The organism is Rossellomorea sedimentorum (assembly GCF_046237645.1).
Classification (GTDB): Bacteria; Bacillota; Bacilli; order Bacillales; family Bacillaceae_B; genus Rossellomorea; species Rossellomorea sedimentorum.
In genome coordinates, this window is the sequence record NZ_CP143546.1 from 2,906,218 (window position 1) to 2,919,192 (window position 12,975).

Annotated in this window: 18 protein-coding genes, 1 tRNA gene and 1 riboswitch; of the genes, 6 read left to right on the forward strand and 13 right to left on the reverse strand. The window is 41.7% G+C overall.

Annotated features, from left to right (window positions below):
• Nucleotides 1–4: 4 nt before the first annotated feature.
• Nucleotides 5–1,111 (reverse strand): glycine cleavage system aminomethyltransferase GcvT, encoded by a 1,107-nt coding sequence (gene gcvT / locus V1502_RS14420; protein WP_409251332.1) that lies wholly within the window; start codon nt 1,109–1,111, stop codon nt 5–7.
• Nucleotides 1,112–1,320: 209 nt separating this feature from the next.
• Nucleotides 1,321–1,413, reverse strand: a riboswitch (glycine riboswitch).
• Between the two features lie 171 nt (nt 1,414–1,584).
• On the opposite strand from gcvT, the gene V1502_RS14425 reads away from it, so the two are divergent.
• The gene (locus tag V1502_RS14425; RefSeq protein WP_409251333.1) at nt 1,585–3,282 is read left to right on the forward strand and encodes a DEAD/DEAH box helicase; all 1,698 of its coding nucleotides are present in this window, start codon (nt 1,585–1,587) and stop codon (nt 3,280–3,282) included.
• Nucleotides 3,251–4,036: a YqhG family protein gene (locus V1502_RS14430; protein WP_409251334.1), complete on the forward strand. Its 786-nt coding sequence runs from the start codon at nt 3,251–3,253 to the stop codon at nt 4,034–4,036. Before V1502_RS14425 ends, V1502_RS14430 begins: the two co-directional genes overlap by 32 nt.
• 211 nt (nt 4,037–4,247) lie before the next feature.
• Here the strand turns inward: V1502_RS14430 and V1502_RS14435 are convergent, their stop codons facing one another.
• From V1502_RS14435 to comGA, 9 genes are read right to left on the reverse strand one after another with little or no spacing between them, the layout of a single operon-like run.
• Nucleotides 4,248–4,424, reverse strand: a complete 177-nt coding sequence (locus V1502_RS14435) for a YqzE family protein (RefSeq protein ID WP_409251335.1) — start codon at nt 4,422–4,424, stop codon at nt 4,248–4,250.
• A gap of 22 nt (nt 4,425–4,446) precedes the next feature.
• Nucleotides 4,447–4,965 carry a shikimate kinase gene (locus V1502_RS14440; RefSeq protein ID WP_409251336.1) on the reverse strand — a complete coding sequence of 173 codons (519 nt, stop codon included), beginning with the start codon at nt 4,963–4,965 and terminating at the stop codon, nt 4,447–4,449.
• An 8-nt stretch (nt 4,966–4,973) separates the two neighbouring features.
• The gene (gene comGG, locus V1502_RS14445; protein ID WP_409251337.1) at nt 4,974–5,327 is read right to left on the reverse strand and encodes a competence type IV pilus minor pilin ComGG; all 354 of its coding nucleotides are present in this window, start codon (nt 5,325–5,327) and stop codon (nt 4,974–4,976) included.
• The gene (gene comGF, locus V1502_RS14450; RefSeq protein ID WP_409251338.1) at nt 5,317–5,733 is read right to left on the reverse strand and encodes a competence type IV pilus minor pilin ComGF; all 417 of its coding nucleotides are present in this window, start codon (nt 5,731–5,733) and stop codon (nt 5,317–5,319) included. Before comGF ends, comGG begins: the two co-directional genes overlap by 11 nt.
• Nucleotides 5,730–6,059 carry a hypothetical protein gene (locus V1502_RS14455; protein WP_409251339.1) on the reverse strand — a complete coding sequence of 110 codons (330 nt, stop codon included), beginning with the start codon at nt 6,057–6,059 and terminating at the stop codon, nt 5,730–5,732. The genes comGF and V1502_RS14455 overlap by 4 nt, the downstream gene beginning before the upstream one ends.
• Complete coding sequence (gene comGD, locus V1502_RS14460; protein WP_409251340.1) at nt 6,046–6,492, reverse strand: competence type IV pilus minor pilin ComGD; 447 nt, start codon at nt 6,490–6,492, stop codon at nt 6,046–6,048. Before comGD ends, V1502_RS14455 begins: the two co-directional genes overlap by 14 nt.
• Entirely contained in the window at nt 6,482–6,790 is a 309-nt protein-coding gene (gene comGC, locus V1502_RS14465; protein WP_409251341.1) for a competence type IV pilus major pilin ComGC, read from the reverse strand. The genes comGD and comGC overlap by 11 nt, the downstream gene beginning before the upstream one ends.
• Nucleotides 6,791–6,831: 41 nt before the next feature.
• Entirely contained in the window at nt 6,832–7,869 is a 1,038-nt protein-coding gene (comGB, locus tag V1502_RS14470; RefSeq protein ID WP_409251342.1) for a competence type IV pilus assembly protein ComGB, read from the reverse strand.
• Nucleotides 7,854–8,930: a competence type IV pilus ATPase ComGA gene (gene comGA / locus V1502_RS14475; protein WP_409251343.1), complete on the reverse strand. Its 1,077-nt coding sequence runs from the start codon at nt 8,928–8,930 to the stop codon at nt 7,854–7,856. Before comGA ends, comGB begins: the two co-directional genes overlap by 16 nt.
• Before the next feature lie 107 nt (nt 8,931–9,037).
• Here comGA and V1502_RS14480 point away from each other — a divergent pair.
• Together V1502_RS14480 and V1502_RS14485 are read left to right on the forward strand one after the other, a co-directional pair.
• Nucleotides 9,038–9,109: transfer RNA gene (locus V1502_RS14480), tRNA-Gln, on the forward strand.
• A gap of 61 nt (nt 9,110–9,170) precedes the next feature.
• Entirely contained in the window at nt 9,171–9,326 is a 156-nt protein-coding gene (locus V1502_RS14485) for a hypothetical protein (RefSeq protein WP_409251344.1), read from the forward strand.
• 23 nt (nt 9,327–9,349) lie between these two features.
• Here the strand turns inward: V1502_RS14485 and V1502_RS14490 are convergent, their stop codons facing one another.
• A complete protein-coding gene (locus V1502_RS14490) occupies nt 9,350–9,730 on the reverse strand; it encodes a Spx/MgsR family RNA polymerase-binding regulatory protein (protein ID WP_409251345.1) in 381 nt (126 codons plus the stop codon).
• Nucleotides 9,731–10,572: 842 nt separating this feature from the next.
• On the opposite strand from V1502_RS14490, the gene V1502_RS14495 reads away from it, so the two are divergent.
• Nucleotides 10,573–10,815, forward strand: a complete 243-nt coding sequence (locus tag V1502_RS14495) for a DUF2626 domain-containing protein (protein WP_006837891.1) — start codon at nt 10,573–10,575, stop codon at nt 10,813–10,815.
• A gap of 145 nt (nt 10,816–10,960) precedes the next feature.
• On the opposite strand, the gene V1502_RS14500 is transcribed toward V1502_RS14495, so the two are convergent.
• The gene (locus tag V1502_RS14500; RefSeq protein ID WP_409251346.1) at nt 10,961–11,596 is read right to left on the reverse strand and encodes an MBL fold metallo-hydrolase; all 636 of its coding nucleotides are present in this window, start codon (nt 11,594–11,596) and stop codon (nt 10,961–10,963) included.
• Between the two features lie 814 nt (nt 11,597–12,410).
• On the opposite strand from V1502_RS14500, the gene V1502_RS14505 reads away from it, so the two are divergent.
• Nucleotides 12,411–12,584, forward strand: a complete 174-nt coding sequence (locus tag V1502_RS14505; protein WP_409251347.1) for a DUF2759 domain-containing protein — start codon at nt 12,411–12,413, stop codon at nt 12,582–12,584.
• Between the two features lie 79 nt (nt 12,585–12,663).
• On the opposite strand, the gene V1502_RS14510 is transcribed toward V1502_RS14505, so the two are convergent.
• Nucleotides 12,664–12,972 (reverse strand): MTH1187 family thiamine-binding protein, encoded by a 309-nt coding sequence (locus tag V1502_RS14510; protein ID WP_409251348.1) that lies wholly within the window; start codon nt 12,970–12,972, stop codon nt 12,664–12,666.
• Nucleotides 12,973–12,975 lie beyond the last annotated feature (3 nt).

Here is a 12,975-nt window from a genome sequence, read left to right on the forward strand (position 1 = left end):
CCTGCTACTTCTTTGGTTTTTTATAAAATGGTGTAGGTACAACTTTCGCCTTCAACTTCTTATTGCGGATCTCCACATATAATTCAGTATCAAGTCCACTGTACTCTGTGTTAATAAGAGCAAGGCCGATATTCTTTTTCAATGTCGGAGACTGTGTCCCGGTCGTGACCTCACCGATTTCTTCATCGTTTAAAAACACCTTATAACCATGGCGTGGAATGCCGCGTTCAAGCATTTCGATTCCTACCAATTTTCTTGGTGCGCCCTCTTTTTTCTGCTTTTTCAACGTTTCTTTTCCGAAAAAGTCGGCTTCCTTATCAACTTTCACCGCAAAGCCGATTCCTGCTTCAATGGGAGTGATGTCAGCGGACAACTCCTGGCCGTAAAGAGCAAGATTCGCTTCGAAGCGAAGAGTATCACGGGCACCCAGGCCGCAAGGAAGAATCCCTTCTTCTTCACCAGCTTTCAGAATATCACTCCAAAGAGATGAAGCGCTTTCTGCTGGACAGTAGATCTCAAAACCGTCTTCACCCGTATACCCCGTTCTGGATACGAGGGCTTTAATACCGTTTAGATTCACTTCATTTTGAAACTTAAAAAATCCGATATCACTTAATGCGGCTCCATCAGCGAGCTTCTGCAGGATTTGTTCTGCAAGCGGCCCCTGGATGGCCAATTGCGCGTAGTCTTCGGATAAATTTTTCAATTCCACACTTTCGTCAACATGATCTTGCAGCCACTGAAAGTCTTTTTCTATGTTGGCCGCATTTACAACAAGGAGGTAATGGTGATCCTCAATTTTATACACCAGCAGATCATCAACTGTTCCACCATCTGCATAACACATTGCCGTGTATTGTGCACCGCCGTCTTTTAGGCGGGAAACATCATTGGTCATCATTTTCTGCAGATAATCCAGTGACCCGCTTCCTTTGACTTCAATTTCACCCATGTGGGACACATCAAATAAGCCGGCTTTGGTACGCACCGCTTCATGTTCTTCTTTAATGCTTGAGAATTGGACCGGCAGCTCCCAGCCGCCAAAGTCGATGCATTTTCCGCCATTTTCCTTGTACACTTCGAATAAAGGCGTACGTTTCAGTTGTACCATTGTATTTCCCCCTTCGCTGAGATCATCATTCACTGAACCTTCTTTTACTAGCCCTGACCGATTTACAAGAGATGTCATCCCAATGCACACAAAAAAGGACAGAACAATCCCTTGTTAAGAGATTCTCTGTCCTTTCACCTGAAAGTTTAACCATTTGATGGTTTTTCTTCTTGGGTGGCTTCGTTAAACTGAAACACTCTCCAGAGATGCGTCCGGCAAGAGTCTTTTTGCCTGAGAGATTCACAAGAAATTTGCTTGCTCCTTCGGCGCTGTCATCCAACAGTCTCTCCTCTTGCTTTCATTCGCCAATATTCATTGAATAAATTGGTCATACTAACAATATAAAGAATTCTGCTCATAAATAGAATGTTCGGTTTTTAACAAATTTCTAAACTTTAAAAAATCTACTTACATCCTATCATTAAAAAAGCATATTCGGCAATATTTTTATGATTAAATAAGGAGTTGTTTTTATGGAAGCAGAAGTACTATTTGATGATAGCTGGAGCGAGGAATTGAATGCACGGATCGAGAAGGACGGCCCTTGGTCTGATTGGGATTTATTCAAGCTGGCCGTTGAAGTAGAGGAGCATACTGTAATTCCGAACTTTGAAGGACTTCAAGCTCCAAAACATTTATCCAACCTTACTCCACTTCCACATCAGCTTGAAGTCGCGAAACAGGTCGTCGAAACAATGAACGGCAAAGCAATACTGGCTGATGAAGTCGGACTTGGAAAAACAATAGAGGCGGGGCTCATATTAAAAGAATATATGATTCGGGGCCTTGTAAAGAAGGTGCTGATTCTTGTCCCTGCTTCTCTTGTTTCACAATGGGCAATTGAGTTGAACTCCAAGTTCTTCATCCCAGCTGTAGCACAAAAAAAGGGGTATGTATGGGACCAGTGTGACATTGTGATCTCTTCTATAGACACAGCCAAACGCAGCCCTCATAGAGAAAAAGTATATGAGCAAAACTATGACCTTGTCATTATTGACGAAGCACATAAACTCAAAAATCATAAAACGAAGAATTATGAATTCGTCCAGAATTTAAAAAAGAAGTTCTGTCTGCTGCTGACCGCCACGCCCATCCAAAACCGTGTGGAAGAAATCTTTCACCTAGTGTCCCTTTTGAAGCCCGGCCATCTGGGAAATGAAACCGGTTTTTCCGAAAAGTATAAAAAAGGAAAACGTTCAGTCGGCAATGATGCTCATTTAAAGGAGCTGGTCAATAAAGTTATGATCCGGAATCGCAGAAGCGACACAGGCATTGAATGGACGAAGCGACATGTCAAAACCGTCATCATTGAATTTACAGATGAGGAAAGAGCGCTTTATGAAAGTTTCAATATATTAAAGGGATCATACGAAGAATGGGGCTCGAGTTCCTTCTCTCTACTAACGCTTCAAAGGGAGGCCTGCAGCAGCCGGGAAGCGGTCTTTTATACATTAAAAAATATGCTCCAGCGCTCAGAGCAGCCATCAGTTCAGTTAACCAACAGTGTGAATGCCTTAATGAAAAAAGTAGAAGGGGTCCATACGAATTCCAAAGCACAAGAGGCTCTGAAAATCATCCAATCTGTCAACGACAAAGTCATCATTTTTACAGAGTATAGAGCGACACAATTGTACCTTCAATGGTTCCTTAAGCAAAACGGAATCAGTTCCGTTCCATTCCGCGGCGGCTTTAAACGAGGAAAAAAAGATTGGATGCGGGAACTGTTCAAGAACCATGCACAAGTATTGATAGCGACGGAAGCAGGAGGCGAAGGGATTAACCTGCAGTTTTGCCACCACATCATCAACTTCGACCTGCCTTGGAACCCGATGAGGCTGGAACAAAGAATCGGAAGGGTGCACAGGCTTGGGCAGACTGAAGATGTTCACATTTATAACTTTGCCACAAGAGATACGGTAGAGGAGCACATTTTGAAACTGCTCTATGAAAAAATAAATCTGTTTGAAAAAGTTATCGGCCAGCTTGATGACATACTCACCAAACTGGATTTTGGGAAATTCGAAGATCATATAGATGATATTTTCACCCACTCCCGTTCAGAGGGAGAAATGAAAATTAAAATGGACAACCTCGCGGCCATGATTCAATTTGCTGAAAATATGAAGGAGGAGCAGGAAAATGCAGCAAACCGAAATACATCAATTTCTTGAGCGCTATTTCAATGCCAATGAATGCCAGATTGTAGAGAACCATCCTGGTTATATGAACGTGCAATTAACCATAGATATGGACAAGGAGCTAATGAACCGCCCGTTTTACTGGCATTATCTAGAGAAAACAGGCGGGGTCCCAAATCCAATGCGCCTATGTTTAATAACCAACCAAGAGAAGGCACCTGAAAATGTTAAAGGTGAAGTGCTTCACTTCGGTTCACCCAGGCTTCATCAAATCTTTCGTTCAGCAAGGAAGCTTGCAAGCTACACCCGCCTATATGAAAACAAAACGGTGATGCCAGGAAAACAAACACCATTACAGCCATGGCTCGGATTAAATATCAAGGTGTCCTATCAGTGTGATTTAAAAAAGGACCTGCTCAAATCCATCGGCTTGAACCTCATTAATGGAACGATGAAGGAAAACTTCCATCAGGAATTGATGAAAAAAAACTTAACTCCTAAAATACCGGACTTTTCATTTACCCTTACACCCATTATCAAGCCAAAGAGCGGAATTGCGCGGATCCGCCACCAGATTCAAGGAGAGTTGCAGTCCCAGCCAACAGATTGGGCCGAAGCAGCAAGGGCGCGATGGCAGGAAGACCTCGATCTTCTGGATCAGTTTTATGAAGGGCAGGATGAAAAGCCCGAGTCCTATCATGTTGAAAAGCAGGCCCTGGCCGAACAGTATGAGCCTAAAATCCTGGTAGAGATCATTAATGGCGGACTATTTTATCTGACCCCATAAATCGCAGCCTTTCTAAAGTTTTGTATAAATTGTTATTCTCCAAAGCCTGCTAATTTTCACTAGATGTGCAGGGGGAGATGGAACGAAAAAGGCAGGGATTAACCGGAAGTACCTGCCCCTTTAGTGAATAGTTTCCATGATATGCGGTTACTTCCTGAATACCTGTAACAAAAAAAACGGGCCGGAAACAATAAGGTTCCGATCCCGTTTTTTATTTCTTCTTAAAAAATAGCATTAAAGCATATGGTATGACACCAAACCAGCGAAACAGAAAGGCGGGCCTTTCATTTCTCCTCAGTTCTTTAATAGTTTTCCTTTCCTGAGGTGATTTTTCAAAGTGTTCGACGACCGTTTGAGTCATGAATTTTACATAATCATTGATTGACATAGAATCCCCCATCTTTAAGGCTTCACCTGTTAGTTTCACCAGGTCTGTCAATATTTAAACATGAAATGATTCTTTTGACGGTTTCGTCCACAGTTATGGCAGAAGTTTCAATCGTATAATCTGCTGCCGAATCATACACAGGAAGCCTTTTCTCATACAGCGATTTTAATCCGGTCAATCCTTTCTGCATGACAAGAGGCCTTGAAGCATCATTCGCAATGCGTTTGATGATCTCATTAAATTCACAGTTCAACCATACGACCTTCCCTTTTTCTTTCATTAACTCACGGTTGACCTTCCTGTCAGCCATTCCACCGCCAGTCATAACGACAATTTCTTCTTCCTTTAACTCTTGTAGAGTTTCCGTTTCCATTTCTCTGAATCTCTCTTCTCCATATTCTTCAAAAATTTCTTTGATTCTCATGCTATATTTCTCTTCAATTAACTGGTCGGTATCTACACATGGACACTGAAGCTTTTGGGCAAGTACATTTCCAATGGTCGTTTTCCCAGTTCCCATGAAACCAATTAAAAAGATCATATTATTCCCTACTCCCAACCCAAAATTTCTTTTGTAGCATTATCATATGTGACCAGGACGGGATCATAGATCTTTTGGTCTGATATAAACGAAATGATCAATGTCGTAACCCGGTCTTCTTTCTTCACTTCATATCCTACTACACCTTGCTGATATGTGAAAGTTCCGTACATTGATTTTTCATCATATATCAGCTTATGGGCAGAGTAGAATATCAGGCTTTCCCTTTCATACCCCATTTCCATAGTATCCAGATAAGAGTATCTTGAGACAAAAACAGCGGAGGCGGCAGTCGAAAAAAGTAATATGGCCGCTGCCAACATCATGGTCAATGGTAAAATATATCCTCTTTCATTGACCATAGGTAAGGAACCTTCCAATATGCAGAGTCCCTTCAAAGCTTGCATGTATTTCTACACCATTTTTAAACTTCTTCAGCTCCACACTGTCTATAGGACCCAGGACAATTTCATGCCCACGCCTGTCTACCCTGCGCCTGATAAATTCTCCGTATTTCTCATACGTGATTTCTTGCCCTTCTTTCATAAACTTGATGGAATAATCCGTCACGTTGATGCCAGTCGCTCCTCTAAATTCTTGCCTGAACTGGTGACTGAACAAGTTCCATTCATATTCTTTCGAGGGATCAAGTTTTGTAACGGCCAGTGTAATTCCTGTTATGACCACAGGGAAGCATGAAGCAATCACCATAAAAACACAGAGAGTAAAGATAGCTTGAAGAAGGGTATAACCCCCTTGTTCCGTCACTCACCGACACCTTCTCTCAAACAGCGGCTCATGTTTTTTCCGCTGTAATCTTTATAGTGGATGCAGAGTCCCCCTTCGCTTGTAATGCTGGTTACCTGATATACGTTCCCCATCCTTTCATAACGGTCACTTTCTGCCCCGCCAGAAAACACCACTTCTTCTACATGTTCATACAGAACTCTTGCAGCCGTAAGATTGTTTTCCTTTTTTTCCAGAGCAGAGATGATACTAATGACCATAGGGATAAACATCCCTAACACAATAAACAGAGAGGAGACCGCAATAAGGGCTTCTGCAGTTCCATAGCCTTTATCACTCTTGTACATTGAATCTGCCCTGCCCGATCTGGAATGTGACTTTTATTTGTTCTTCTCCATCCATATAGTAAATGGTTCCGAATCTGTTCGTGTTTCCGTTAGGGTAAAATGTGATGCTGCTTAAAGAGGTATTCGGAATTTGCGAAATCCCCTCGGGAAGATTCCGAACAAATAAACTCTCTCCACCCCTCACCCTGCCTGTATATTTGCCACCATAAGGATAAAACTGCAAAATCACTTCTTCCCTCTTGTTAATTGCATAGCTTTGGAGATAATACAGATCTGATTTTAGCAATGATGTGAAATTCATTCTGGTTAGTTTCTCATAAAAAGGAAGAAGGCTGAAGGAGGCAAAGAACAAAAGTGTGATGGAGATAGATAAAACCAGGAGCATTTCAAGCATTGTATAGCCATTTTGTTTACCAATTAGTTTACTCCACAACTGAGACAGCCCCCTCACTATCGATAGCGAGCGCCCTTCCGTCCGGACATTGTTGATATTCATTATTTAAATAGCCGGCGTCCGCCAATTCCTGTAAGTTCAAGGGAATCTTTTTTTCCTCCATGCGGTAGGCTTCAACCTGCCCTTCTACCATGTTTTGAAAAGCCTCACACCCCTTATTGTTAATGGATGTTCCCTGCTTCGTCACATTCGGGATAGTAACCAGCAGCAGGACGGAAATTACAAGCAGGACAATCATCATCTCGATCAAGGTAAAGCCATTCTGATTTCTTAACATAATAAAGTTCCTCCTTTAGTTTATAAACATTAAGTGTTTCACTACCCCAGGGACTGCATCACCTGAAACAATGGAATCATGATAGAAAAGTAGATGAGAAGAATGAACACTCCAATAAAAAGAAACACAGCGGGCTGAATGATGGATAATAGTTTTTTTCCGCTGATCTCAATTGTTTCCATACAAAATTGGCTGTAGATAAAAAGTTCACGAGGCAATTGTCCTCTCCTTTCGCCATGCCTGATGACCTCTATTAAACCATTTGTAAATAATCCGAAATACTCAACCGACTCTGGAAAACTTTTACCTATCCTTAAATCCCGGATCATTTGTTCGGCCATTTCTTTAAAGAGAGGTCTGTAGGTCTGACTGCCAACTTCAGTCAATGCCTGATTTATTGACATTCCACTGTTAAGCAGATAACTCATTTCACGGGAAAAGAATTGGGTATAAAAAAGCCGCAGGTAAGGTGAGAAAAAGGGAATGCGCAGAAGGAATTCTGCTCTTCTTAAGGGAGTGTAGGATTGATACCGAAAATAGGCTCCACCTGCTATCAACACTAAGAAGACAAGAAATGCTGCTGCAAGGTAAGGGAGCCTGTCTATAAAGGATAGGAGCAGCCGCAGACGATTTTCAGGAGTATATCCAAGGGATGAATAGAGCGATTGAAATTGAGGAAAAAGCACACTTTTCAAAAGAATCATGACGCCAGTCAAAGCACATAACAAAACAAAGGGATAGGTCATTACCTTCCGGGCTGCCTGGCGGTCCTTCTGTCTAGCAATAAGGTATTCCCCTGCAGATGTCAGGGTTTCAGCCATCCTTCCATGCTTCTCAGCAAAATAAACTTGAGAGCAGACCTGAAGGGGGAGCCCCAGGGATTTGAAGGTATCGGATAATGCTTCACCATTCTGCAGATGAAAAAGCATACTTTTTTTGAGGTATTCCTGCCGGTTGTAGTGTCCAATGAAGACAAATTCGATTGCCTCAGTTAATGAGTAGCCAATTGCCAGCAGCTCACCAAGCCTTTTTAGAAATTTACCTTGATCCTTGATCGTCTTCTTCATTCTAATTTCCATCGGTTCAGTTCCTTAAGCGGAATATATCCTAATGCATATCCCTTCTGAAGCAAATTCGTCAGGGTGGGATATTGATAAGTTGCCAAATCTCCTTTAGCTTCCTTCAGTACCTCTCCTAATGCTTTCCCGCTCAAAATTTCGTATAAAGAAGCTCTGTTCTCTCCCTGATTTCTCGGACATAATTCAGAACAAGTTTCGCCGCAGAATGGACAAGTCAGATTAATGAGCCGCTGAGCAGAAACAGCAATCAGGCTTTGATGAATCTCATGCCACTCAATGCCTAATTCCATTAATCGGTATACCGCTCCCTTTGCATCTTTGGTATGCAACGTTGACAACACTAAATGCCCAGATAACGCTGCCCTGATCGCTATCTCCGCTGTTTCTTCATCACGAATCTCCCCGACCATGATGATATCGGGATCATGTCTTAAGATCGCACGCAGGCCGGCCGCATATGTGACTCCTGCTTTTTCATTTACTTGGACTTGTACCAGGGAATCATTATATTTTTCAACGGGATCTTCCAGTGTTACAACATTTCTTTGCATAACCGAAGAACAATGTTCTACAAGGGAATAAAGAGTTGTGGTTTTTCCACTCCCCGTCGGACCGGTAAACACCATCAATCCGTGGGAGTTCATTAACAGTGCAAGAAGTTTACGGGCTGAAGAGGGATATAGAGACAACTTTTCTACAGGAAGGCTTTTCTGATGAGGAAGTATCCTAATGACGAGACTTTCTTTCAGGTTGGTGGTAGGCAATGTAGAGACACGAAGATCAAGTGGTTTATTTCCGAGGTGGAAGGTGAAGGATCCGCTTTGAGGTTTTCGCTTTTCCCCTATATCCATGGAGGCCATGAATTTAAAATGGGATATCAGTCTTTCTCCTTCGGGTACCGGAATGCTAACATTCGGTGTGAGGATTCCGTTTCTTCGATGCTGCATGAGGTAATCAGCTTTCCGGGGAAACAAATGAATATCCGTTGCGTTTTTTGTGACTGCTTTTTTCAGAATTGAATCAGCTAAGGCTTCAATAGAATAAAATATGAGCTGCACCACCTTTCAGTTATTCAGTAATCCTTTTCGACAAGATTTTATTTTTTCCTTCTTTTTTTGCATATTTTTTTTATTTTTTTTCATACTAGAAGTGTAAACCTTTAATTCGGTGGGCTATAGCCAAGCGGTAAGGCAACGGACTTTGACTCCGTCATGCGTTGGTTCGAATCCAGCTAGCCCAGTAAAACAGTGTAAACAGCCAGTATTTAGTAAACTCCTCCTGCGTTTTAAGGTAACCAAGTCTTGAAAGGAATCATTCTCGTTGAAGGAGTGGGAGCAAAACGTCAAGCATTCGACCGGTCAGCAGTTAAAAAAAGAGAGGGTGATGCAACACCTGCACACCGTCTCTTTTTTTATGTCTTGGAACCATTAAAAGGACGAGGCTGCAACGGGGAATGACAGATAAGGAAAATAAAGGGGGATTAGACAGTCAGCTGATAAACAGCCCTTTTATTGGTCAAACTCCTGATTCCTTCTGGGTCATACCCTACAACAAGCTTTCTTCCGTCGGTAAGCAAAGGCCTTCTTAGCAGTTTCGGTTCTTCAGAAATCAATTTTACCACTTCTGAAAGGCTTAGCTCCTCAAGGTTGACATCAAGAGCCTTATATTTATGGCTTCGGGTTGCCAGAATTTCATCTACTCCGTTGGTCGTCATTGATAATAGATTGATAAGATCCTCTTGTGTAGGGGCATCTCTGAAGATATGTCTTTCCTCAAAATCAACCGAATTTGTCATCAGCCATTTCTTTGCTTTCCGGCACGAAGTACAACTGGGATACGTAAAAAAGGTGAGTCTTGTCATGATTATATCCTCCCTGATTTTTTATCATACGATATTATACTTATTGTATACCACTTGTATAACTATTGTACACATATTTAGCTTACTTTTTAATATTTTTCTTTCTACATTTTTCAACACACTTATGTTGTGCACTAGCCACGCGCGTTACTTCATTTCTCCATGGTCTTCACAATGATGGCATGCGCCCGACAAGCGCGGTACTTCATTTCTTCTTGGTCTTCACTATGACGACATGCGCCCCCCTCGCGCGGTACTTCATTTCTTCTTGGACTTCACTATGACGGCATGCACCCGACAAGCGCGGTACTTCATTTCTTCTTGGACTTCACTATGACGGCATGCGCCCGCCAAGCGTGGTACTTCATTTCTCCATGGACTTCACTATGACGACATGCGCCCGACAAGCGCGGTACTTCATTTCTTCGCGGACTTCACTATGACGGCATGCGCTCACCAAGCGCGATACTTCATTCCTCCATGGTCTTCATAATGACGACATGCGCCCGCCTCGCGTGGTACTTCATTCCTCCATGGTCGTCATAATGACGACATGCGCCCCCCTCGCGCGGTACTTTATTTCTTCATGGACTTCACCAAGCGGCATGCGCACGTCAAGCGCACCAAATATGTACTTTATTCATTCTTTCTTTTTGTTGAATGAAAGTAAGGGTAATTCTTCTAAAATGGTGGTATATTAGTAGAGAAGTACAGTGATTTTTAGTCATCCGAACGGGAATTGCCGTAATCGTCACAAACTGGTTACAAAGATTATTTACTTTTGATGGATTTTTCATTTATAATGTTTATTGATGGACTGAGGGTGTAAAGGAGGGATACATATGGATCGTATGTACAGAGTATTAGGATTCTGGACTGGTATTTTTGCCGTCATGTTTTTCCTGGGTGATATGAAAACGACTTCATTGATCTTTTTAGGACAAACAGGATTCTTCATTCTGCTGGGTTATTTGAAATTATCTGAGCGTATGTATATTTATATTTTCTTCGGATACTTAACTGTTTTCTTTGCCGGCTTCACTTATTGGACAGTGTTCATGATGACGCCTGGCGCAGCGCATTAATAAAAAAACCTTAAAGCTTTTCAGCTTTAAGGATTTTTTTATATACGCACACATTAGTTGTTAAGGGGTTCGACTTTCATGCTGGAGTCCGGACCTAGATTTAAATGACCTGTCGCTTCTCCCCAGCTTCGTTAAAAACAGCCCTTCAGAACCCATTCAAGAATGGGTTTGAATCCATTTCCTGGCCGATAGTGGTTTCAGGTCCATGTCCTGATAAAACGATGGTGTCCTCAGGAAGTGTCAATAAATGATCATGAATGCTTTTTAACAGCTCTTCATGGTTGCCTCCAGGAAGATCCGTTCTCCCTATACTCCCCATGAATAAGGTATCTCCTGAAAACACAACCTGTTCTTCTTGACTATAATAGGAAATACTCCCTGGAGAGTGCCCAGGAGTTTCACTTATGTCAAAAGTAAAATCACCTACTGATAATCTCTTTTCATTTGTTATTATGTAATCAGCTGGTTTGAGCCTCACCATTTCACTCATCCCAAAAAGCTGGGAACCATTTAAGGACGGCTCCATAAGCCATTTCGCCTCTTTTTCATGAACATATAGCGGGATGTTGAATGATTCCCTGACTTTGTCAACAGCGCCAATGTGGTCGAAGTGAGCATGGGTCAGCAAGATTGCCAGCGGCTTTAATTGATTGGCCCGCAGCCAATTGATCAACTTTCCTGCTTCTTCGCCCGGATCAAAGATTACACACTCTTTCTTATCATTCCAAAGACAGTAACAGTTTGTCTGTAAAGGGCCTAAAGGTAATCGTTTCCATTTCATCCCGGCCACCTCCCATAGTAATTTACTACTTATTGTATCATCCCTTGCCTTATATGGAAAAACATATATCAGCCACATGTCTCTCTATGCAGCGTTTCCCACTGCAAGACTCCATGTATCATTACATTTAACCAGGAAATACTTTGAGTAATGATCTTTGTTAATGAGTAATGTGGTATTAATGTTGTCTGATTTCCACTCTAGGTAACCCCGCTTCAATCCATTCACTGAATCTATATGATATTAAAACTGGCTCTTTTCGTAAACATTGTTGCTATTTAATACAAATTTTAAAAAAATCTACTTAATTAACCAGGAATAGCCTGATTAACAAGTAAGAAAAGAGCTAATTCACCTTTTTCAGAGTAAAAAGCCCTTGTCTCCAAGGGAAAAATCCGGCTCTTTGGATTTTTCCGAGAGCAACATTCTATACGAAAACAGCGTATAACTAAGAAGCGGGATGACATTATCAAGTTCCTGAGCCGCTGTCCCAACATAAAAGGAGCACGATTACGACACGGCCTGTGGATGGTTTGAACTTTCCGCTTTCACCCTGTAGAATTACAACATCACTAACTAACAAAGCTAAACGTTTAAATGGAGGTATAAATGGAAAAATAACTCTTAAGAGAATTACCTCAATCTATGAATGATTGAAAAATTTGGTCATAGAAGTGTCAAACATTTGAACTGTACAAACGCTTTAAAAAAATATAAAATAAATGTAAGTGCAATTTATTACATATGCTATCATTATTATCCCACTTTTGGGACTTTCGTTAAAAAGGGGATTAATTGAAAGGAGTTTTGACCGATGGGTTTTGCTATCATTACTGCTCTGGTAACTTTGCTAGCTCTATTCGCAAGCATTAGTTCGTTGAAAAACAAAAATGCTCTTGGCATTCTTTTCGGATTGGGAACACTTGGCGTATTCGGCTGGTTCACGATCATGACGGTCCTTCACTCAGGTTATCCTGGCGGACACTAAAAAAATGGAGCCCTTTGGCTCCATTTTTTTATTTATAAAATTTTGCTGCTTTCCTTGAGACGAGTTAACTTCTGTCCTCTTAAAGTTTCCTTTGGACAGAAGCAAGCTTATCTTCCATTTTTCTTTTCTTATCCCTGCGATCATCTATTCTGATATTTGTCGCAACCCTTTGGATCCCCTTATTAAAAGGCGCCTCATGAATTTCTTGCACTATGCGCAGCAGGTCAGAAAGTTCCCCTTCAATCAATGTACTCATCGGGGTCAGTTTAAAGGAAATGGTCCCGCCTTCTTGATGTTTTTGGAGAATTCGCTGCACATCAGCTACATAATCACTTACACTAGGCGTTTCAGTTCCGATCGGAATTACGGTAACATCTACTATTGCCAAAAA